Consider the following 21,103-nt stretch of genomic DNA (forward strand, 5'->3'; position numbering starts at 1 on the left):
GCGAGAGCCGAGGGGCGCGCGACCGATCGAGGGCTAACGGATCCGCCGATCGCCGTCGTCAGCGATTCGAACCGCCCGGTGGGTTCTAGCGACCGATGGGGGGACACTCTGTACCGAGTGTACTGTCGAGGCCGGCTTGGAAGACGTGTCGGATTCGCCCGCTGACCGACGGTCGAGAGGATAGTCGAAACGACTCGGCGTCGGTCGCCAAGAGCTACTCCTCGCGGAGTTCGACGGCACCGGCCATCTCCTCCGGGTGTGTCTCACAGAGATACTGTTCGACCTCCGTGGTCACCTCGGCCTCGAACGTCGTCGACGCTCCGTCGTCCTCGAGGAACGCCGTGGACGCGACGGGGTCGGAGCCATCCCACAGTGCGAAGTTGTGGACGTCTCCGTCCACGTTCGTGACCCGGAACTCGTACTCGCGACCCTCGTAGAGAACGATATCCGGATTCTCCACGTCCTCGATCGCCTCGGGCTCGACACCGATCCAGCCGTCGGTGTCGGCCTCGAATTCCAGCGTCGAAACGTCCTCCCACTCGTCTTCGGGAGGGTCCGGATCGTCCTCGTCGGCTTCCTCGGAGACGGTTTCGTCACTCTCGTTCTGGTCGGGTACCCCCTCGCCGTCGCCCGTCCCTTCGGTACAGCCGGCGGCGAGTGCGACTCCGGCAGTCGCACCGACCAGCCGGAGCGTCGATCGGCGCGAGCGTGGCTCGGTTCGGGTCATCAGTTCCGTTTCGTTCTCGAAACACCTGAAGGAGCGGCAGACATTCGCGGGGGTTCGATAATCGAACGGCAGCACGAAACCCCGTCCTTCTTGTCGACGCCGGCCTAACCCGCGCGTATGGAACGACGACGACCGCCACAGACCGAAGAGGGCTGGTACGTGCTCCACGATTTCCGGTCGATCGACTGGGACGCCTGGCGGGACGCTCCCGAACGGCACCGCTCGAGCGCGCTCGAGGACGGGATCGACTTCCTCGGGGCCGCCGAGGACGCCGTCGACGCCGAGGACGGCGAGTCGGCGACGTTCGCCGTCCTCGGGCACAAGGCCGACCTGCTGGTGCTCCATCTGCGGCCGACGCTTTCCGACATCGACGCCCTGGAGCGTGGGTTCGAGCAGACCGCGCTTGCGGAGTACACCGAACGGGCGGACTCGTATCTCTCGGTGACCGAGGTCTCGGGGTACATGTCCGAGGAGTTCTTCGAGGACGACGCGGAGGTCGAGGACACCGGGATGCGCCGGTACATCGAGACCCGACTCGAGCCGTCGATCCCCGACAGCGAGTTCGTCAGCTTCTACCCGATGGACAAACGCCGCGGCGACGAGGACAACTGGTACGACCTGCCGTTCGACGAGCGGGCCGACCACCTCTCGAGCCACGGCGAGATCGGCAAGGAGTACGCGGGCCGGGTCACCCAGATCATCTCCGGCAGCATCGGCCTGGACGACTTCGAGTGGGGCGTGACGCTGTTCGCCGACGACCCGACCGACGTCAAGGATCTGCTCTACGAGATGCGGTTCGACCCCTCGACCTCCCGGTTCGCCGAGTTCGGTCGGTTCCTCTCCGGGCGGCGGTTTCCGCCCGAGCAGCTCGGGGCCTTCCTTGCGGGTGAGCCGATTCCACAGGACGAATCCGATCCCCACGGCGGTCACCACCACGGCGAGTCGGGCGCCCACCACGACACCGACACCCATCACGGCGATTCCGACGGCCACCACGGTGGAGACGACGAGGACGAGGAGTCGGTCCGCAGCGAACTCGAGGAGATAGGCGTCTACGCGGGCCAGCCCCACGGCGAGGACGTCCACGCCGTCGTCCTCTACTCGGCGGCCAACCCCGAGGAGCTGTTCGAGGAAGTCGAGGGCCTGCGGACGAACTTCGACCACTACGACACCCACGTCAAGACCGCCGTCTACGAACCCAGCGAGCTCGCCGACGATGAGAGCGAAACCGCCGTTGTCAGCCTCTGGGAGACGGAACGTGCGGCGAACACCGCCGCCGGGTTCCTCGCCGACCTTCCCGAAATCGTTCGACAGGCGGGCGACGATAGGGCGCCTGCCGGCGCCGATGGCGAGCGGGGCGACGACCCCGCGAGCGACGACTCCTGGGGGACGATGGGGATGTTCTACGCGGTCAAGCCCGAGCACCGCGGGGACTTCGTCGACACCTTCGAGGACGCCGGCGCGCTGTTGGCGGACATGAAGGGCCACCGGAAGACCGACCTGCTGGTCAACCGCGAGGACGAGAACGACATGTTCATCGCCAGCCGCTGGGACTCCCGCGAGGACGCCATGCAGTTCTTCCGCAGCGACGCCTTCGCCGACGCCGTCGAGTTCGGCCGAGACGTCCTCGAGGAGCGTCCTCGACACGTCTTCCTGGCCTAGAGGGGGTCCGACGGACCGACTCCGTCGTAGAAGAAATACCCCGCAACTCCGGCCAGTCCGAGCACGAGCGTGATGTAGGGCCAGTTACCGGTGTCGTGGTCGGTCAGGTGGCCGTGGACAACGACGAAGGCCGCGAAGCCGGCGTTTCCCATTGCCATCGCGAGCAGAAACGGTGCGAGCTCCATCGTTCGTGTGATTCGGCGTCGGTCCAATAGCCGTTTCGAACCGCCGTGATCCGTTCGGCACTCGCCGCGATCCGTTCCTGTGGCGGCGTTTCGAACGTAGCGCTGACGATCGAAAGTCGACCGGCGTACAGAACGCGACGCTGCCCACAGAGGAGAAACTCGATCAGTCGAAGTCGTGGTCCGGGTCGTCCTCGACCTGGCGTTTCATCGATTCGCGGCGGGATTTGGCGTCCCGTCCGGTCGCCTCGAGCAGGAAGTCGTTTTTCGCGTCGACGGCCTCGCCTGCGGCCTCGAGCTCGTCGGGGCCGAGCTCGGTCGGATCGCGCTCGTGGAACTCGACGGCGAGTTTGTCCTTCTTCCCGGAGTATTCGACGGCGCCGACGACGATTCTCTCGAAGACGGGGTTGGTAGGCTCCTCGATGACGAACAGGTCGCTTCCCTTGTACTCCTCGGTGGCCGTAATCGGGCCGAAGTAGTCCTCGACGGTTCCTTCCATGTCGGGGATTCGCTCCTCGAGATACTCACCGCGGCGCATCTTGTACTCCTTCATGGATTGGAGATACACGGGGGAGTGTTTACCTCTTTTCATAGCCGCTGTCGGGTCTCCGGGCCGCCCCGGGCGAAACGCGATCGATTCGAGACGGTGAGAGGAAACCGAACCGCTCACCCGAGAGCGGCACCGATCCGATCAGCGGTCGGGCTGGACACCGAGATACCCTTTCCGGCAGTCGGGACAGATATCCCCGGTCCGGAGCGAGCTGCGGTCGCTGCCCGCGGTGAACCCACACCGCGGGCAGTGGAGCTGCGCCTGGCCGTCGCCACCGGGGATCCCGCCCTCGCTGCCGGGCGTCGGCGCCTCGCTGGCCCGTTCGATCCCGCTGCCCGGCTCGGCGACCGACTCCGCGTCGTTCGCCGTCTCCGGGTCGTCGGCTGCCGGCGGGCCGCCAGCGGCCGTCTCCGGGGCTGGCTCGGCTTCGCCACGATCCGAGGACGGCTCGGTCGTTCCGGTGTCGAGCAAGATCGCGTCGTCCTCGAGCGGCTCGGACTCCCTGTCGGGCCAGTCCTCGTCGTCGCTTTCGGGCGTAGTCTCGATCGGCGGTCCGACGTCACTGGAGTCCGGCCACTCGCCGTACTCACGCTCCCGGGCGGGCGTTCCGTCGTCCTCGAGGATCTCGCCGTCGTCGGTGACGGGATCGCCGTTTTCGTCGGTCGGGAGCTCGATCCCGGTGTCGGCGGTGTTGCCCCGATCCGACGGCTCTGGCCGGGTGTCGGCGGCACCCTGCGGGTCCGCTTCGGACGTGGCCTCTCGCGGCCCGATCCCGGCTTCGGTCGTCGGGGCGTCGGCTCCGTTCGCTCCGGGAAACTCGTACTCGGTCTCGGTTGGTTCCGATCGACGCTCGGGGTCGGCGTCGACCGCGCCGTCCTCGTCGGCGTCGATGAACGTCGCGTCAGTCTCACCCGTTTCGGCGGCAAACGCGCCAGTGTTGCCGGAGTCGGGGTCCGCTCCGGGTGGCTCTGCCGACCGGGGTGTGGATCGCGGCTCCGAGGCATCGGGTCGCGGGTCGACGTCGTCCGTCGAGATGCTCCGCACTTCGGTGTTCTCGCTGACGACGTGTCTGTCCCCACACTGCGTACACTCTTCGTACTCCCGGACGGTGAGGACGACCTCGCTCCCCCGCTCCTCGCGCTCGCGTTCGACGGCAACGTCTCCGTAGTCGTGACCGAGCAACGAACATCGCAGGCCCATGCTCTCACCGTATCAAGTCAGGCCATAAAAAACGTACTGCATGGTCGGTGCCGCCGTTCTGTCGGCTCCGGACCCGCTGGAGCCGAAGAACCGAGATCGAACGACAAACGTCAAATCCCGGGTCGACGAATAGGCGTACGGATGAGAGCAAAGCGGGAGTACCGGGATCGGGCGGAGACCGAGGTGGCGGTACTCGACGCGCTCGTCGACCGCGCCGAGGAGGGGATGACGATCTTCGAACTCCGCGCGGCGGCCGAGGTTGACATCGACGAGCTCGAGGCAGCGCTCGCAACGCTCAAGGAAGACGATCTGATCGACGTCGAGTCCAACACCAGCGAGACGGTCATCAAACCCGACGACCGCGTCGTTCCCGAGGTCCCGACCGACGACGAGGACGACCAGTCGGTCGGCGACTGGCTTCGCGACCGGCTTCCCTTTTGAATCGAAACGCCTGAAGGTGTCGGTCCCCTTTCGGCGTTCATGAGCGTTATCGAGTCCATTCACGCGGATCTCGGAGCCACGTTCGGCGACCGTGCCGGCCGAACGGTCGTCGAACACTACGGTCGACCCGAGCGGACCCACCGCGCGGTCAGAAACGGGGTCGGACTGTTCGAGGCCGCCTACGGCGTCGTCGTCGTCGAGGGCGAGGACCGACTCGAGTACGTCGACAACGTCGTCTCGAATCGGGTTCCGAGCGAGGACGGACAGGGCTGTTACGCGCTCGTCCTCGGTCCACAGGGCCGCATCGAGATCGAGCTCTACGTCTACAACGCCGGCGAGCGACTGCTGCTGTTTACCCCGCCCGCCCACGCCGACGAGCTCGCCGCAGAGTGGGCCGAGAAGGTCTTTATCCAGGACGTCGAGATCCGGGTCGGGACCGACGACTACGCCATCTTCGGCGTCCACGGCCCCCAGGCCACCGAGAAGATCGCGAGCGTGCTCAACGGCGCCGCCTCCCCTGACCAACGCTACTCGTTCGTCCGGGGCACGATGGGCGACGACGGCGTTACGGTCGTCCGCACCGACGCGCTTACCGGCGAGGAGAGCTACGAGGTCGTCTGTGCCGCCGACGCGGCCGAGGACGTCTACGACGTCCTGTTGAACCAGGGGCTCAACGCCGCTCCCTTCGGCTACCGAACGCGGGACACCCTCTCGCTCGAAGCGGGATCGCCGCTATTCGAAACCGAACTCGAGGGACAGATTCCGAACGTCCTCGGGCTCCGGAACGCCCTGGACTTCGAGAAGGGCTGTTACGTCGGCCAGGAGGTCGTCTCCCGGGTCGAGAACCGGGGCCAGCCCAGCAAGCGCCTCGTCGGACTCGAGCTCGAGGGCGAGGACGTCCCGGAGGCCGGCGCCGCGGTCTTCGACGGCGACTCGTCGGTCGGCGAGATCACCCGGGCCGACACCAGTCCGCTGCTCGAGGAGCCGATCGCGCTCGCGGTCGTCGAGTTCGGCCTCGAGGCCGAGACAGTGACGGTCCGGGTCGGCGGCGAGGAGGTCCCGGCCGCACGCACCGCGCTCCCGTTCGTCGAGGGGTCGGATCGCTCGGACAGGCTGCCGACCTACGAACCCGCGGAGTAACTTGATCGACACCCCGCGGCCGTCGGCCGACGTCGAGACCGCCACCGGAACTGGCCGGGCACAGCCTCAAGAACCTCGGTAGCGGAGTCGCCGCCATGGATTCGGCCACCGACTTCGAGGAACTGGTCGACCGCGTCCGCACCCAGTCCGAGGACGCCGCCGGCTCCGACACCGACCGGGTAACGATTCGCTCGTTCGGCGAGCTCGATGCCGACGCGCTCGCCGAACTGCTCGAGACCGTCGAGACCGACGCGAGCGAACCGGGCTCGCTGACGTTTCTCCTCTCACGGGAGAACGCCGACCGCGTCCTCGAGCGCGAGGACGACCTGGAGGACGTCGACGGTCTCGAGGACGAACTCGGCCGCGAGCTGCGAGTCGAGGAGGGGATGCCCGACGACGCCGTGTTGCTGTTAGATCCCGAGGCCGTCGACGGTGTGGAGCTGCGCGAGCCCGAGTCGATCGCCTGCGGGCTCGTCGGCGCTGACCGCTGACGGCTCCGGTCGGGTTCGTACCGCCGTCGGACGGAGCGCTAGGACTCGAGCTCCCGATCCGACTCCCGGAGCTCGCGTTGTTCGACCGAGTGACCGGTCTCGACGTGGTGGCAAATCATCACCCTGTTGAGCTCGCCGTCGGCGTCGTCCTCGACGCGGCGGCTCCAGTCGCACTCCTCACAGTACGCGATTGGCACAGACGGAGTTTCGAGTACGGGCTCTTGAATTATGTGATCCGGTCCCGGGAACCAGAGGCGCGATCCAGCGGCGATCGGGGACCACCGTTAACTGCGGGCCCGCCGTACGACGCCCGATGGCAGACGTCGACGGTCGTCCGAACGTGTTGTTCGTCCTCACCGACCAGGAGCGGTACGACTACTCCGCACCCGACGGTCCGCCCGTCGAGACGGAGACGATCGATCGGCTCTCGAGCGAGGGGATGCGGTTCGAGCGGGCCGTTACCCCGATCAGCATCTGTACGAGCGCCAGAGCCTCCCTGCTGACCGGGCTGTTCCCCCACGGCCACGGGATGTTGAACAACAGCCACGAGGCCGACGCGATCCGGGCGAACCTGCCGACGGAGCTGCCGACGTTCTCCGAGCTGCTCGCCGAGTCGGGCTACGAGCTGACCTACACGGGCAAGTGGCACGTCGGCGACGACCAGACCCCCGAGGACTTCGGCTTCTCGTACCTGGGCGGCAGCGACAAACACCACGACGACATTGACGAGGCGTTCCGCGAGTACCGCGAGGAGCGCGGGACGCCGCTCGGGGAGACCGAGCTCGAGGACGAGATCTACACCCGCGGCGGCGAGGAGTCGGGGACGTTCGTCGCGGCGAAAACGCCCGTCGACGTCGAGGACACGCGGGCGTACTTCCTCGCCGAGCGGACGATCGACGCGATCGAGGCCCATGCGGAGGGCAACCGCGAGGAGCCGTTCTTCCACCGGGCGGACTTCTACGGCCCCCACCACCCCTACGTCGTCCCCGAGCCGTACGCCTCGATGTACGACCCCGCGGCGATCGAACGGCCCGAAAGCTACGCCGAGACCTACGACGGGAAACCCCAGGTTCACGAGAACTTCCTGCATTACCGGGGCGTCGCCGACTTCGACTGGGAAACCTGGGCCGAAGCGATCGCGAAGTACCGCGGGTTCGTGACGATGATCGACGACCAGCTCGAGCGGATCCTCGACGTCCTCGAAGACCACGGTCTCGACGAGGAGACCGCGGTCGTCCACGCCGCCGACCACGGCGACTTCGTCGGCGGCCACCGCCAGTTCAACAAGGGGCCGCTGATGTACGACGACACCTACCGCGTCCCGCTGCAGGTGCGCTGGCCGGGGGTCGTCGAGCCCGGCTCCGTCTGCGAGGACCCGGTTCACCTCCACGATCTGGCCGCGACCTTCCTCGAGATGGGTGACGTCGCGGCGCCGGACTCCTTCGACGCGCGGAGTCTCGTTCCCCTGCTCGAGGGCGAGGACGGAACGGACCGTCCCGACGCCGTGTTCGCGCAGTACCACGGCGACGAGTTCGGGCTCTACACCCAGCGGATGGTCCGCACCGAGCGGTACAAGTACGTCTACAACGGCCCCGATATCGACGAGCTGTACGACCTGGAGACCGATCCCGCGGAGCTGCAGAACCTGATCGACCACCCTGGCTACGCCGACGTCCGCGGGGCGATGCGGGAGCGACTGGTCGACTGGATGGACCGGACCGACGACCCGAACCGGAAGTGGGTGCCGGACGTCCTGCGAGATCGGGAGCGGAACTGATCGGGAGGCGGGAAGCGTACGTTTACGGTTCCGAAGCGGGTAGCCACGCCTATGACCGACGGACCGATCGCGACGGAGGGGAACCGATGAGTCGATCCGGACGCGACGAACCGGACCCCGAGGAGCTCCGCGAACAGGCCGCCGAGGACGAGGCGATCGCCGACGCGCTCGAGGACCTGGTCGTCGAACTGCGGGACGAACCGATCAAGGAGAGCCGGCTCGAGGGGTTGTTCGACGAGGCAACGACCAGCGATCCGGGGATCTGGAACACCGTCACCGCCTTCATCGACGTCGAGGACGGGGCGGCGATCGTCACCGACGAGTCCAAGCTCGCCCAGGGAAAGTGGGCCCCCGAGATCGTCGACGACTGCGACACGATGGTGACGATCGACATCCAGCGCGGGCTGATGCCCGACGACTTCAAGTACCAGGTCGGCCGCGAGCTCCAGGATCGGATCACGGAGTTCCGCGAAGCGGCTGCGAAGAAACGCCAGGAGGCCGACGAGCTCGAGGCCGACGGCGACGGAGAGTAACGCCTCGGGGGCCGTTCGACGACCGAACGTGACGTCCTCGAGGCTGACGCCGACGAGTCGCGACAGAAATATGTCAGCTCGGCTGGACGGTGACGTATGTCCGAGTTCGTCACGCCGCCGCCGCTGGAACGGGGCGACCGCGTCGCCGTCCTCGCACCCTCGAGCGGCGGCGCGCGGGAAGCGCCCCACGTCTTCGAGCTGGGTCTCGAGCGACTGCGGAACCGATTCGGCCTCGAACCGGTCGTCTACCCGACGGCCCGACAGGGAAACGACTTCCTCGCTGCCAACCCCCGCGCCAGAGCTGCGGACGTCCACGCTGCCTTTCGCGATTCCGACATCGGTGGGATCGTCGCCACCATCGGCGGCAGCGACCAGTTACGGATCCTGAAACACCTCGACCCGGACGTCCTCCGGGCCAACCCGACCCGGTTCTACGGAATGAGCGACAATACCGCCCTCCAGCTGTTGCTGTGGAACGCTGGCATCGTCTCGTACAACGGCGCCCAGCTGATGAACGAGCTCGCCGTCCCGGGCGAGCTGCCCGGCTACACCGAGCGGTACTGTCGGCGCGCGTTTTTCGAGGACGTCCTCGGTCGGCTCGAGCCGGCCGCCGAATGGACCGACGAACCCTCGACGTGGTGGACCGATCCCTCGGCGATGGACTCGCCGCCGACCTACGAGCCGAACCCGGGCCGACGGTGGGCAGGTGGAAGCGACGCCGTCGACGGGCGAGCGTGGGGCGGGTGTCGCGCGATCGTCGAGTGGTTCCTGGCGAGCGATCGGTTCATGCCAGCGCGGAGTGACCTCGACGGGGCGATCCTGTGTCTCGAAACCGCCGAATCGATCCCCGAGCCCGACACCGTCGGTGGGACCCTCATGTGTCTCGGCGAGCGCGGACTGCTCGAGCGGTTCGACGGCGTCGCGATCGCGCGTCCGCCGACCCGGAGCTTCCTGGAGGAGGAGCCCCGCGAGCAGCGGGAGACCTACCGCGAGCGACTGTACGCGGAGATCGTCGAGCAGGTTCGGCGGTACAACTCGGAGGCGCCCGTCCTGTTAGGTCTCGACTGGGGACACACGACCCCGATCGCGCCGCTTCCGATCGGGGGGCGCCTCCGACTGGAGCCGGGGACGGAGACGGTACGGTGTTGCTGAACGAGGGCTCGACTCCCCGTTCGGTCGGCTCCGTCTCGAGTCCGTTCTGCCGGGGGTGCGAGGCCAGGACGAAAGCCACGGCGCTCGGCGTCGACGACCGTCAGGCGCCAAACTCCGGCGACTTACGTTCCGGCTCGAGGCGTCGGCGTGCCACGTCCGCGAGCGCGAACCCCCAGAGGAACGCGACCGCGAACTGCGGCAGCGTCGGCGCGTAGTCCGTCGGCACCAGGAGCCACAGCCCGACCGTTGCGACGACGATACCGAGGACGCTCCCGATCGTCGCTGCGATGTCGTCGACGTGGGAGAGATCGACCTCCTCGAGGGCAACCGACGCCGAGGCGCCGACTGTGACACCGACGCCGGCGGCGAGCAGCGTCGCCTCCGTCGAGACGATTTCGCGACCGGGACCCAGAAGCAAGAGCGGGGTCATCGCGATGGCGACCAGCAGCGGCCGACCGACGAACGACCGTCGGTCCGCCTCGTATCGGCGGCCGTCGCTCGGCGGGGGCTCACCCATGACGTTCGGTTACCCCTCGGACGCCATAATTGTTGCCAGCTAACCGGTATGCGACGGTACTCGACCCGATACCTGAACCGGGCACGGTCACTCGACGGCGACGTCCTCGCGCTCGAACTCGTCGTCCTCGCGCCAGCGCCAGGAGCCGATCTCGAAGGGATCGAGCGAGACGATGACGTACGAGCGGTCTGGCCAGGTTGCCTCGGCCGTGTCGGTCTCGCTGGGGTGGGGTGGGCCCTGCGGGTGGGAGTGATAGAAGCCGACGATCTCCTCACCGCGGGCCTCGAGGCGATCGAAGATCGCGAGCTGGTCCTCGGGATCGATCCGGTACCGGGTGCGAGGACGGTCGGCGACGTTTTCGGCGGGGTACTGGGACCGGACCTCGCTTCGACCGTTCGACTCGTACTCGCCCCCGAGGACGCCACAGATCTCCAGCGGGACGCCGTCGCGGGCCTGGTCGACGATCTCGTCTCGAACGGCTGCGGGCAGGACCAGCACGGCTACGGCGCCGGGTCCGCTCGCGACTCGGTCGTTGGGTCGCTCCTGTCGGTCTCGAGCCCCGCGAGCTCGTCGAACGGGACCGCGACCGAGTCGGCGGGCCCGTCGAACAGCTCGGGGCTGACGATCGGTGCCAGCGACTCGAGGGTGTCGACGAGCCGCGGGCCGGGGCGGTTGAGGTAGTGGTGGCCGTCCATCGCCCACACGCGACCATCACGGACCGCCGCGAGCTCGTCCCAGCCCTCGCGTTCGGTAAGGTCCGTTCGGTTCGCGGCCGTCTGGTCGAGGCCGAACCCGCAGGGGGCGACGATCAGGCGTTCGGGATCGTACTCGCGGATCGTCTCCCACTCTCGGGGCGTCGAACGCTGGCCGACGTCGGCCAGCCCATACTCCCCGCCGGCCCAGTCGACGAGTTCGGCGGTCCAGTGGCCCGCGACCATGGCTGGATCGGTCCAGTCGAGGACGGCGACCCGCGGTCGGCGCTCGCTCGCGACCCCCGCCGTTCGTTCCCGCACGGCGTCGATTCGCTCCTCGAGCTCTGCCCGAACCTCCCGGGCGCGGTCCTCGTGTCCGGTCGTGTGTCCGATCCGCTCGAGGTCGTCCAGGACGTCCGCGACGGTGTGGGGGTCGACGGTGAGCACGTCGGGGTCGGACTCGATCCGCGCGACCGCATCGGCGATCACGGCCTCGTCGACCGCACAGACGTCACACATCGCCTGGGTGACGATCAGGTCGGGGTCGAGCTCCTCGAGCAGGTCGACGTCGACCTCGTAGACGCCGTCGTCGGTCTCGCCGATCTCGAGGACCTGCTGGTCAATTTCGCCGCTCGAGGCACTGGCGTCGACCCGGGAGCGGGTAACCGAGGGCAGCGACTCGACGTCGGGCGGATAATCGCACTCGTGGGAGACGCCGACGGGCTCGAGCCCGAGCGCGGCGACGAGCTCGGTCGCCGAGGGAAGCGTCGTAACGATTCGCATACCGGCCGTAGGAACGGCAAGAACAAAAACAGCCGCCCCGACGGCGACCGACGTCAGTACTCGTCGAGATCCCGCTCGGAGTCGTCGCCGAGGTCGTGATCGGGTTCCTCCGAGTCGCCGGGCTGCTCGGTCGGGTCGTCCTCGATGTCGATGGTCGTCTCGGTGGCGTCCTCGTCGACGTCGAACTCGTCGGTCTCGAGCTCGCTTCCCTCGACGCCGACGCTGCCGTCGGTGATCTCGATGGTGACCCCGTCGTGGATCGCCTTCGGGTCGCGGCCGACCATTTTGCCGGTCGCGGACTCGAGTTCGTCGTTGACCGCCCAGACGAACCGGAGGACGGTCTCGAGCTCGGCGCCCGCCTGTCGGACCCCCCGTTCGGCGGGAAGCCTGCCGAGGCTCTGTGCGCCCTCGGGGTGGAGGTACTGGATCGGGTGCTCGTTGGGCACTTCGCGGAGGTCGACGTCGAACGACCAGAGGTACGGCAACAGCTGCACGGCGTACCCCTGTGGTTTCGGCGCGCGGCGACCGGCCGCGGTAAAGGCGAGTGTCAGGGCCGACGACTCCGCCTCGGTGTCGAAGTAGACGCCGTCGAAGCCGGGGATCGAAATTCGCATACGCGAACGTCGGTCCCGTCGGGGGTAAGGATAGAGCCGGCACTCCCAGCCTCTTTTATCCGCAGTGGATCGAGGGTCGCCTCAGAAGCGATCGGCGTACTTGTCTCGTCTGTTGATATCCAGCTCGCTCACGCTCGAGCGATCCTGGCTCGCGACGAACCGGATCGCCTCGGCGACCTCCTCGGGTTCGCTGGCCTCGCTCTCGTCGAAAGCCTCGGCGAACGTTTCGCCGCTCGTCGTCTCGAACTCCGAGCGAACCTCGGCGGGGTTGATGACGCTGACGCCGACGCCGTCGTCGCCGACCTGGGCCGCGACGCTCTTGGCGAACCCCCGGACCCACCACTTCGAAGCGGCGTAGATCGGGTTGAACGATCGCGGATACTGTCCGGCGAAGCTGCCAAGAAAGATCAGGTGCCCCTCCCGTTCACGGATGTGAGGGATCGCCGCACGGGTCGCGTAGAAGACGCCGTCGACGTTCGTCTCCTGTATCGTCTCGTACTCCTCTGTGCTCATCTCGGCAATCTCGCTGCCCCGGGAGAGCCCCGCGTTGTTCACCAAGATATCGAATCCGCCGAAGCGATCGACGGTTTCCCCGATCAGGGCGTCGACATCGTCTTCCTGGCGGACGTTCGTCGGAACCGCGAGCGTCTCGACCCCGTACCCGGCCTCGAGTTCGTCCGCGAGTTCCGCGAGGACGTCCTCGCTTCGGGCCGCGAGAACGACGTTCGCGCCCGCGTCCGCGAGCTCCCGACAGGTCGCCGCGCCGATTCCGGCGCTCGCTCCGGTGACGATCGCCGTCTGCTGCTCGAGTTGGTCAGTCATCGTACCGAGTCGGACGGCTGTTTCCCCCTAAGCGTTTCCGGAGGGCCCGAATGTGTCCGGTTCGGGTTCGTCAGTACCCCTCGAGCTCGTACAGTTCGCCGTACTTCGACTTGACGTACTCGAGGAAGTAGTCGGCCGTGAGCGGTTCCCCAGTCGCGACCTCGATCAGCTCCTCGGTGGGGTAGCGCTGGCCGTGGCGGTGGACGTGCTCGGTCATCCACTCCCAGGGCGGTTCGAACTCGCCCTCGCGGATCAGCCCGTCGACGTCGAGATCCTCGCGGATCGCGGCGTCGAGCTGGGCGGCCAGCACGCTGCCGACGGTGTAGCCCTGGAACGCCGCGAAGCCGTACGACCAGTGGGTGTCCTGCAGGCAGCCGTCGGTGTCGGTCTCGGGGACGACCCTGAGGTAGTCGTCCATCTTCTCGTTCCAGACCTCGGGAATCTCGGCGACATCGAGGTCCCCCTCGACGAACGCCCGATCGATCTCACAGCGGAAGATGATGTGAAGGTGGTAGGTGAGTTCGTCCGCCTCGACCCGAATCAGGTTCTCCGGGTGAAGTACCACGGGCACGGTAGCCCGTGGCGTCCGGGTTTGGGGTCGCACTGCACCGGCACCGGCCGTTAATTCCCTCCGCACTTGACTGAACGTCTCGTGCCCGGCACGGGTAAACACCCGAACACTCGCCTACAGCGAGTGTCCGTGGAGGGCGGTCGCTCCACCACGACCCGACAACACCCGTCTCATCACGCCAATGACGTGGGTTTTGAGAGGTGTCGCATTTTCAGTGCCGACCCTACTTTCAGGTTGTTAATTCTGACTTGTTACTACTATGTACGTGAGGTGATTTATTAAACACTTCGACGCGCTTCACCCCCGACCACGGTGGGTCGGGGTACTCGCGCTGTTTTCTTTATAGATCCGGTTGACCGCGGCGTAGGCCTCGTCGACGGTGACGTCCTCGAGATGGGGAAACTGCGCTTTCATCGTCGGAAGGAAGAACTCCCAGAACGCCCGCGTCCGGCCGACGTGGTTCTCCCAAAATCGCGACTGGGACTCGTGGACGCCCGAAGAGAGTGAGGCGCCGAGCGGGTTCCCGTACTCCTCTTTCGGGAGTCCGAGCTGGTAGCTCGCGTGACCGAACTCGTGGATCGTCGCCATCAGGGCGTCGATCGGATCGTGCTCCCGAAATCGAGTAGTGATCCGGGCGTCGAACTGGTTGCCCGACATGAACGGATGCGGTGCGGTGTCGAGGCGACCGTGTTCCTTGGGGTAGCCGAGCAGGTCGACGACCTCCCGAGAGAGCCATCTGATCGGCCTCGTCGTACGTGTACCCCGGATTCCGGAACGGCGATGGAAGCTCCCGGCCCTCGGCTTCGATCGTCTCGATCAGCGGGACGAGCCCCTCGCGAAGCTCGTCGAAGATTCCCTCGACGGTCTCGAGCGGGAGGTAGGACAGCTGTCCTCGTACAGCACTCTGTAAGGGTTCGCGTTGGGGTCGATCGCGGCCGCCCGCTCCCGATGGAGGACGATTAGTTCCTCGAGGTTCGGCGCGAAGCGCTCGAAGTCGTCGTCGGCTTTCGCCTCCTGCCAGACCTGCTGGGTCTCGGCCTGGTGGGCCGCGAGCCGTTCGACCAGCGCTGCGGGCACCTCGGCCGAACGGTCGTACTCCCGGCGCAGTTCGCGGACGACGGCAGCCTGCTCCTCGTTCAGGTCGACAGAATCGAGCTCCTCGAGCCACTTGCCGACCTCGTCGTCGACCAGCAGCTCGTGACCCAGTCCGGACAGTGTCGAGAGCTGGCCGGCTCGAGCGGGGGTTCCGCCCTCGGGCATCATCACGCGCTGGTCCCAGCCCAGCGCCATCGAAGCCATCTGGACGTCGGTGAGCTTCTCGGAACGCTCGAGGAGGGCGTGGTAGACATCGGGTGCGTCGGCGGTGTCGTGGGTTTCGTCGGCGGTCGCCATGTTTCGGTTCGAAATACATTGGAGAGCGTACTAAACGCTCGGGTCGAGGCGACGGCTGAGCGGATAGTGACTCGAGTCCGGTGGGCAGTGGGGGCGATACAGTACTCAAAAAGCGGGCCCGGAGTAAGTACACCAATCAGCTGCTAGAGCTGTTTCGGGACCTCTGTCGAATAGAGGGCGCAAACGTCGCACGAGGTTCAGCTTGGGTGTGACGGCGAACTCGTTGACAGCGTCCTAGGGCCGAACCGACGGCGTGTCGTCTGTGGACCCGCCGAGGGGCGTGTGAGTGTAGGATTCCAATTCGGTTAGCTGCTGTTCACGAAGTTCTGTGGCCGTCAGATCGCCATCGAGCAGTGACCGAATCTGCTCGATCAACTGCCGGCCGGCAAGCAACGCCGGGACGTTGACGTACAGCGCCCCTTCTTCGAGCAGGGAAACCGCCGTCTCCTGGTCGCGAGCGCGCAACACGACGTCGGGCTCGAGGTCAAGCTGCAGGATTCGCCGGGAGAGGGATTCAGTCTCGACCGTCGAGATCACGGCGCGCGCGTCCCCAACGTTGGCTTTCTCCCAGGTGTACGATTCCCATGCGTCGCCGATGACGACGGCGTCACACTCGGCTCGTACCTTGTCCCGGCGAGCTGGATCGTTCTCGACGACGACGTACGGCTGGTCACGTTCCTCACAGGCGTCGACCAGCTTCCGTCCGTGTCGACCGTAACCGAGGATGACGACGTGATCGGAGATGTCGTCGGGGACCTCGCTCCACGAATCGATCTTGTCGTGTCCGCTTTTGAGGACCCCGCGGTCGGATAGCACCCGGTAGATCCCGTCGCTGTAATAGTTGGTGAGACTCGAGGAAATCATCGTCACGGCTGCAGCGAGGATGATGGCGTCGAACACCGACTGGGTCAGCGCGCCGAGCAACAGCGCTTCGATCGCGATGATGAGCGCGAACTCGCTGACCTGGTCGGTGTTGAGGCCGGCCAGCGTCGCAGACCGGGCCTCGTAGCCACGGTAGAGCAGGATCGCCGTCGTGACCGCCGGTTTCACGACTGCCGTCAGGAACACGAGTACACCGGCGATGAGAACCTTGTCGACGGAGGCAGCCCAGCCGACCTCGACGAACGGCCAGACGACCAGTGCCCCGATCGTCACGAAGAAGATCGCGACGAAGAAGTCCCTGATCGACTGGAGGCCGTTGACCAAGCCGAGATGCTCGATGGGGTCGTGACGGATCGCGAGGCCGGCGGCGAAGGCGCCGACGACGATGGAGACGTCCGCGAACTCCGCCGCACCGATGAACAGTGCGAGCAGCGAGACGGTTCCGAGGATCATGAGTTCGGACGACTCTCCTGCGAGCCGTCCGATCGCGTCGAACAGGAACCGGTTGACGAGGACGGCGGCGATGAGTAACGCAAGTCCGTACCCCAACATCTCCGCGATCGGATCGGCGGCAAGCACTCCGGCACTCAGGACGAGCAGCAACAGGACGGCGAGCAGGTCCTGCAGGAACTGGATCGATTCGGCGACCCGTCCGTGGACGAGGTCCATGCTGATATCGGCTTGCAACAGGGCGGTTCCGACGATCGTCGACGAGAGTGCCGCGGCGATACCCAGGTAGAGCGCCTCGGAGAGCGGCATCCCGAACGCGACACCAGCCCCGATACCAAGCCCACCAACGACGAGGATCTGTCCGAGAGCGGCGGTCTCGCTGTCGACCAACACCGACCTGACCGACGAGAGCTCGATCCCGACGCCGAACGTGAACACGAGCAGCGCGATCCCGTACTGGGCGAGCTCGAGCGTGAGCGCCTCGTCGATCCCGAACCAGTCCATTCCGATCCCGGCGACGATCCCCGCGAGGATGAAGAACGGAACGGTCGGCAGATCGAACCGGTTTGCGACCAGGAGGAACGGCCCCATAACGATGAAGATGATCGAAACTGCGGTGAGCAGCTCACTCATCGGGCTCACCTCCGAGCAAGCGAATATCCGGAATCGATTTCTCGCTCCGTAACAGTTCGGCGTCGTCGTCGATCGCTGCCTCGAGTGCCTCCGTTTCGTCGAGATACGCCCGGAGGTACTCCGCGAGCTTGTTACCGGACAGGTAGGCCGTCATGAGCACACAGTGAGCACCGCTGTCGTAGAGATCGCGCGCGTCCTGAACCCGATCCGCCTCGAGGAAGACGGCCGTCTCGTCGCCGACCTCCCTGAGCAACGCCTTGTTCACCGCTAGGTCGGCCGACGACGAGAGGACCAAATCCGCACGTTTCAGCGCCGCGTCCTTTCGAATCGTCGCTTTACGCGCGTCGCCGTATACCACGTCGTATCCGTCCGCTTCGAGCGTGTCGATGTGGTCGACGCGTCGGTCGATGACGACGATATCCTCGTAGCGGTCCGCGAGGATCGGCAGGGCGTTTCGGGTCACGTCGTCGTAGCCGACGACGACCGCGTGGTCACGGTACTCCCGCGTGCTGGTTTCGAACGTTCCCTCGCTCGTCACCCGCGAGAGCGTCGGCTCGAAGCGATCGAACAGCGGATGTCTGAACTCGATGAAGTACACCGAGACGGCCATCGTGAAGATCGCGAGCAGCGTTACGAAGCCGAGCACCTCCGCATCGACGAAGCCGGCCGTCTGGGCGACGGCTATGACGATGATGCCGAATTCGCTGACCTGGATCATGTGGATGCTGCCGAGGAACGTCGTCTCGGTGTCGAAGCCCTGCCAGTCGAGTAGATACATGAAGACGAGGAACTTGATCGGGATCAGCACCAGTGCGGCGACGATCGCCTCCTGCCAGTAGGCGAGCAGTTGTGCGGCCTCGAGGTCGAGCGCCACCGAGACGAAAAACACCATTACGAACAGGTCGGTCAGCGGGTTGATTCTGTCCTGGAGTTCCTTGCTAAAGGACAGCTGTGCGATGGCGACGCCAGCCATGAACGCGCCCATCTCGATCGAGAGGTACGCCTCGATGCCGAGGGGTGCGAGAAAGAGGTTGATGTTGTCCGAGACGAAGACGAAGAGGAACGCCCACGAGAGGGCGACCAGGAAAAACACCTCCTTGTTGTCAGCGATCCGGCGGAAGAGACGCGGCAGAACGGTCCGCGAGGCGGCAAGCGCCGCGATCGTTACGAGCGCGACGAGGACGAGCACGACGCCGAGCGTCGTCGCGACCTCGGCGAGGTCGTCCGGCTGTCCGGCCGCAAGCACGGCCAGGATGATGACGACGACGATGTCCTGAACGAGCAACACACCGACGTCGACCTTGCCGTGGAGCGACGTCGCCTCGCCGTTGTCGTTTAACATCTTGATGACGACCGCCGTCGAGCTGTAGATTACTGCGAGCCCGATCAGGAACGACTCGACGGGGCCGAATCCGAGCGCGAACGCGACCCCTGCGCCCGCGAGAAAGATCGCGATCATCTGGGGGATCGCAATCTTGACGATCGGCGAGAGGACGTGCTGGATCTCGTCGATTCGCATCTTGATCCCGAGCAGGAAGAGCAGGAACGCCAGCCCGAGTTCGGAGAGCAACTCGGTGAGGTCGCCGACCTCGACGAGCCCGAGGGCCGCCGGCCCGATCACGATACCGACGAGGATGTAGGCGATGATCGTCGGCTGACCCGTCTGTTTGGCGACGAAGCCGGCGAGCGTCGCACTCAAGAGGATAATGGCGAGGTCAACAGTAAGCGCCGCCTCAGTGATCATGCTGTTCGAACGATGTGCACACCCTGGATTAACGGTGTCGAAAGTCCCGACACGTTCGCGTTGGTCTCACGGGAGTTCGGACAGCCCCACTATGTGGTGGGTTGGCGAGTCACTGATTTCGATATGATACAGACGAAATCGTCGTACTGCAATGAACTACCCTGCCCTACTGCGCTCGGGCTCATCCAGTCCTCGCCTGTCGGGGGGGTTCCTGGTTCTGCGTTAGAACGTGCAGGAACGATATCCACAGCGTCCGGAAAAACGCAGTTCTTCTGCGGCCCGTCAGAACCGGCGGCTCCGAGAACGGTTCCGGCTCCGCAGGCGACGTCCCCTCACGGGCGGTTTGGTGTGTCCAATTTCTGCCGAACGGACACTACCGACGGAATCGATTGCTATGTCGGCACCCGCATGTCCTGTCCAGCACACTCATCGCTTGCTCGAAAATGAAAGACGAGTGGCGTTGACGAGACGCGAAGCGTCTCGTTCGCACACCAGAAATCGAAGATTTCTGGGGACGCTGTATCCCCTCCCTGCTCGAGCCTTCGGCTCTCGCTGAGGAAGGGGTCTTAGCGCCTAAATTCAGATTAAAATCCCCACAACCGGTCTCAGTAGTCCTCGAGGTCGTACAGCTCGCCGTACTTCGATTTCGCGTACTCGAGGAAGTAGTCGGCGGTGAAGGACTCGCCGGTGGCCTCCTCGATCAACTCGGGCGTGGTGTAGCGCTTGCCGTGCTGGTGGACGTTCTCGCGGAGCCAGCCGTTGAGATCGTCGAACTCGCCAGCACGAATATCGTCGTTCAGATCGCCGAGGTCGTCCTCGGCGGCGGCGTACAGCTGGGCCGCGAGGACGGAGCCCAGCGAGTAGGTCGGGAAGTAGCCGAAGGAGCCGTGGGACCAGTGGATGTCCTGCAGACAGCCCTCCGCGTCGGTCTCGGGGCGCACCCCGAGATACTCCTCGTACTTGTCGTTCCAGACTTCGGGGACGTCCTCGACCTCGAGGTCCCCCGAGATGAGAGCGCGCTCGATCTCGAAGCGGATCACGATGTGGAGGTGGTAGGTGAGCTCGTCGGCCTCGACCCGAATGAGGTTGTCGTCGTACACCTGGTTGGCGGCCTCGTAGGCGTCCTCGGGCGTTGCGTCCTCGAGTTCGGGGAACCGGTCGGCGACGGTCGGCAGGAACTGTTCCCAGAACGGCCGCGAGCGACCGACGTGGTTCTCCCAGAGGCGGGACTGGGACTCGTGGACCGACAGGTCACGAGACTCGCCGAGCGGCGTGCCGTACTCCTCGTCCGGCAGGCCGAGGGTGTAGTTGGCGTGGCCGAACTCGTGGATCGTCGAGGTCAACGAGCCGAGCAGGTCGTCCTCCTCGAAGCGCGTGGTGACGCGAGCGTCGAACTGCGTCCCCGAGGAGAACGGGTGGGGTGCGGTGTCGAGACGGCCTCGCTCCCAGTCGTAGTTCAGCGCGTCGAGGACGTCGCGGGCCAGCGCCTCCTGGTCGTCGTCGTCGAACGTTCCGGCGAAGGTGTCGGTCGCCCGATCGACGTCGGCATCCTGGATCGCGTCGATCAAGGGGACGAGCTCTTCGCGCAGGCGCTCGAGGACGCGCTCGGCAGTCTCGAGGTCCAGGTAGGGTTCGTAGTCGGCAAACAGCACGGCGTAGGGGTCGGCGTCGGGGTCGATGTGCTCGGCGTACTCCCGTTTGAGCTCCACGAGCTTCTCGAGGGTGGGCGCGAACTGCTCGAAGTCGTCGTCCTCTTTGGCCTGCTTCCAGGTGGGGTGGGCGTTGGCGGTCGTCTCGGAGATCTCCTCGACCAGCTCCTGGGGAACGCTCGTCTCGCGGTCGTACTGTCGCCGCACTTCCCGAACCGCAGCCTGCTGTTCGTCCGCGAGCTCGTCCGATTCCAGCTTTTCGAGCAACTCGCCCGTCTCGTCGGCGGTCAGCAGCTCGTGACTGATCGAGGACAGCGTCGACAGCTGCTGTGCCCGAGCCGGGGTTCCGGCCTCGGGCATGACGACCTCCTGATCCCAGCGCAGGATTCCGGCCGCGTTCCCGACGTTCGAGATCCGCGTAATCCGCTCTTCGAACTGCTCGTACGTCTCGTCCCGTTGCTCGCTCTGGGCCTGATCGGTTGCCATTGGCTGGCAATAC

At 65.9% G+C, this 21,103-nt stretch carries 20 protein-coding genes and 2 pseudogenes; 7 read left to right on the forward strand and 15 right to left on the reverse strand.

Going from position 1 to position 21,103, the window contains the following annotated elements:
• Positions 1-214: 214 nt before the first annotated feature.
• Positions 215-727: a hypothetical protein gene (locus NATOC_RS11385; protein ID WP_015321597.1), complete on the reverse strand. Its 513-nt coding sequence runs from the start codon at positions 725-727 to the stop codon at positions 215-217.
• A gap of 117 nt (positions 728-844) precedes the next feature.
• Here NATOC_RS11385 and NATOC_RS11390 point away from each other — a divergent pair, with 117 nt between their 5' ends.
• On the forward strand, positions 845-2,389 hold the full coding sequence (locus NATOC_RS11390) for a heme-binding protein (protein ID WP_015321598.1): 1,545 nt from the start codon (positions 845-847) through the stop codon (positions 2,387-2,389).
• Here the strand turns inward: NATOC_RS11390 and NATOC_RS11395 are convergent.
• From NATOC_RS11395 to NATOC_RS11405, 3 genes are all read right to left on the reverse strand, one after another.
• Positions 2,386-2,574 carry a hypothetical protein gene (locus NATOC_RS11395; protein WP_015321599.1) on the reverse strand — a complete coding sequence of 63 codons (189 nt, stop codon included), beginning with the start codon at positions 2,572-2,574 and terminating at the stop codon, positions 2,386-2,388. The two genes, NATOC_RS11390 and NATOC_RS11395, sit on opposite strands and share 4 nt — an antisense overlap.
• A 163-nt stretch (positions 2,575-2,737) precedes the next feature.
• Positions 2,738-3,124 (reverse strand): DUF5611 family protein, encoded by a 387-nt coding sequence (locus tag NATOC_RS11400; protein WP_015321600.1) that lies wholly within the window; start codon positions 3,122-3,124, stop codon positions 2,738-2,740.
• A 138-nt stretch (positions 3,125-3,262) separates the two neighbouring features.
• On the reverse strand, positions 3,263-4,321 hold the full coding sequence (locus NATOC_RS11405; RefSeq protein WP_015321601.1) for a DUF7093 family protein: 1,059 nt from the start codon (positions 4,319-4,321) through the stop codon (positions 3,263-3,265).
• A gap of 141 nt (positions 4,322-4,462) precedes the next feature.
• Here NATOC_RS11405 and NATOC_RS11410 point away from each other — a divergent pair, with 141 nt between their 5' ends.
• From NATOC_RS11410 to NATOC_RS11420, 3 genes are all read left to right on the forward strand, one after another.
• Positions 4,463-4,762 (forward strand): DUF6432 family protein, encoded by a 300-nt coding sequence (locus NATOC_RS11410; protein ID WP_015321602.1) that lies wholly within the window; start codon positions 4,463-4,465, stop codon positions 4,760-4,762.
• A gap of 39 nt (positions 4,763-4,801) precedes the next feature.
• Positions 4,802-5,902 (forward strand): CAF17-like 4Fe-4S cluster assembly/insertion protein YgfZ, encoded by a 1,101-nt coding sequence (gene ygfZ, locus NATOC_RS11415; protein ID WP_015321603.1) that lies wholly within the window; start codon positions 4,802-4,804, stop codon positions 5,900-5,902.
• Positions 5,903-5,997: 95 nt separating this feature from the next.
• Positions 5,998-6,393 (forward strand): hypothetical protein, encoded by a 396-nt coding sequence (locus NATOC_RS11420; RefSeq protein WP_015321604.1) that lies wholly within the window; start codon positions 5,998-6,000, stop codon positions 6,391-6,393.
• Positions 6,394-6,431: 38 nt separating this feature from the next.
• Here NATOC_RS11420 and NATOC_RS21930 read toward each other — a convergent pair whose 3' ends face one another.
• On the reverse strand, positions 6,432-6,590 hold the full coding sequence (locus NATOC_RS21930; protein WP_015321605.1) for a hypothetical protein: 159 nt from the start codon (positions 6,588-6,590) through the stop codon (positions 6,432-6,434).
• Between the two features lie 116 nt (positions 6,591-6,706).
• On the opposite strand from NATOC_RS21930, the gene NATOC_RS11425 reads away from it, so the two are divergent.
• The 3 genes from NATOC_RS11425 to NATOC_RS11435 all read left to right on the forward strand — a co-directional run bounded on the left by NATOC_RS11425 (position 6,707) and on the right by NATOC_RS11435 (position 9,855).
• Positions 6,707-8,170: a sulfatase-like hydrolase/transferase gene (locus NATOC_RS11425; protein ID WP_015321606.1), complete on the forward strand. Its 1,464-nt coding sequence runs from the start codon at positions 6,707-6,709 to the stop codon at positions 8,168-8,170.
• 86 nt (positions 8,171-8,256) lie between these two features.
• Entirely contained in the window at positions 8,257-8,703 is a 447-nt protein-coding gene (locus tag NATOC_RS11430) for a hypothetical protein (protein WP_015321607.1), read from the forward strand.
• A 96-nt stretch (positions 8,704-8,799) separates the two neighbouring features.
• Positions 8,800-9,855 (forward strand): S66 family peptidase, encoded by a 1,056-nt coding sequence (locus NATOC_RS11435; RefSeq protein ID WP_015321608.1) that lies wholly within the window; start codon positions 8,800-8,802, stop codon positions 9,853-9,855.
• 100 nt (positions 9,856-9,955) lie between these two features.
• Here the strand turns inward: NATOC_RS11435 and NATOC_RS11440 are convergent, their stop codons facing one another.
• The 10 genes and pseudogenes from NATOC_RS11440 to NATOC_RS11485 all read right to left on the reverse strand — a co-directional run bounded on the left by NATOC_RS11440 (position 9,956) and on the right by NATOC_RS11485 (position 21,090).
• The gene (locus NATOC_RS11440; protein WP_015321609.1) at positions 9,956-10,372 is read right to left on the reverse strand and encodes a hypothetical protein; all 417 of its coding nucleotides are present in this window, start codon (positions 10,370-10,372) and stop codon (positions 9,956-9,958) included.
• Positions 10,373-10,459: 87 nt separating this feature from the next.
• The gene (locus NATOC_RS11445) at positions 10,460-10,870 is read right to left on the reverse strand and encodes a desampylase (protein WP_015321610.1); all 411 of its coding nucleotides are present in this window, start codon (positions 10,868-10,870) and stop codon (positions 10,460-10,462) included.
• Between the two features lie 2 nt (positions 10,871-10,872).
• Positions 10,873-11,847 (reverse strand): cobalamin-binding protein, encoded by a 975-nt coding sequence (locus NATOC_RS11450; protein ID WP_015321611.1) that lies wholly within the window; start codon positions 11,845-11,847, stop codon positions 10,873-10,875.
• Between the two features lie 53 nt (positions 11,848-11,900).
• Positions 11,901-12,461, reverse strand: coding sequence for a hypothetical protein (locus NATOC_RS11455; protein ID WP_015321612.1), 561 nt, complete (start codon positions 12,459-12,461; stop codon positions 11,901-11,903).
• Between the two features lie 81 nt (positions 12,462-12,542).
• Positions 12,543-13,283 (reverse strand): SDR family oxidoreductase, encoded by a 741-nt coding sequence (locus NATOC_RS11460; protein WP_015321613.1) that lies wholly within the window; start codon positions 13,281-13,283, stop codon positions 12,543-12,545.
• Positions 13,284-13,353: 70 nt separating this feature from the next.
• A pseudogene (locus NATOC_RS11465) lies at positions 13,354-13,842 on the reverse strand (carboxypeptidase M32); the annotation flags it as partial.
• A gap of 345 nt (positions 13,843-14,187) precedes the next feature.
• Positions 14,188-15,246 (reverse strand): annotated as a pseudogene (locus NATOC_RS23350) (carboxypeptidase M32); the annotation flags it as partial.
• Between the two features lie 234 nt (positions 15,247-15,480).
• A complete protein-coding gene (locus tag NATOC_RS11475; protein ID WP_015321614.1) occupies positions 15,481-17,211 on the reverse strand; it encodes a cation:proton antiporter in 1,731 nt (576 codons plus the stop codon).
• Positions 17,204-18,955, reverse strand: a complete 1,752-nt coding sequence (locus tag NATOC_RS11480) for a cation:proton antiporter (protein ID WP_015321615.1) — start codon at positions 18,953-18,955, stop codon at positions 17,204-17,206. The genes NATOC_RS11475 and NATOC_RS11480 overlap by 8 nt, the downstream gene beginning before the upstream one ends.
• A 605-nt stretch (positions 18,956-19,560) precedes the next feature.
• Positions 19,561-21,090, reverse strand: coding sequence for a carboxypeptidase M32 (locus NATOC_RS11485; protein WP_015321616.1), 1,530 nt, complete (start codon positions 21,088-21,090; stop codon positions 19,561-19,563).
• Between the last annotated feature and the right edge of the window lie 13 nt (positions 21,091-21,103).

The organism is Natronococcus occultus SP4, from assembly GCF_000328685.1.
GTDB lineage: Archaea > Halobacteriota > Halobacteria > Halobacteriales > Natrialbaceae > Natronococcus > Natronococcus occultus.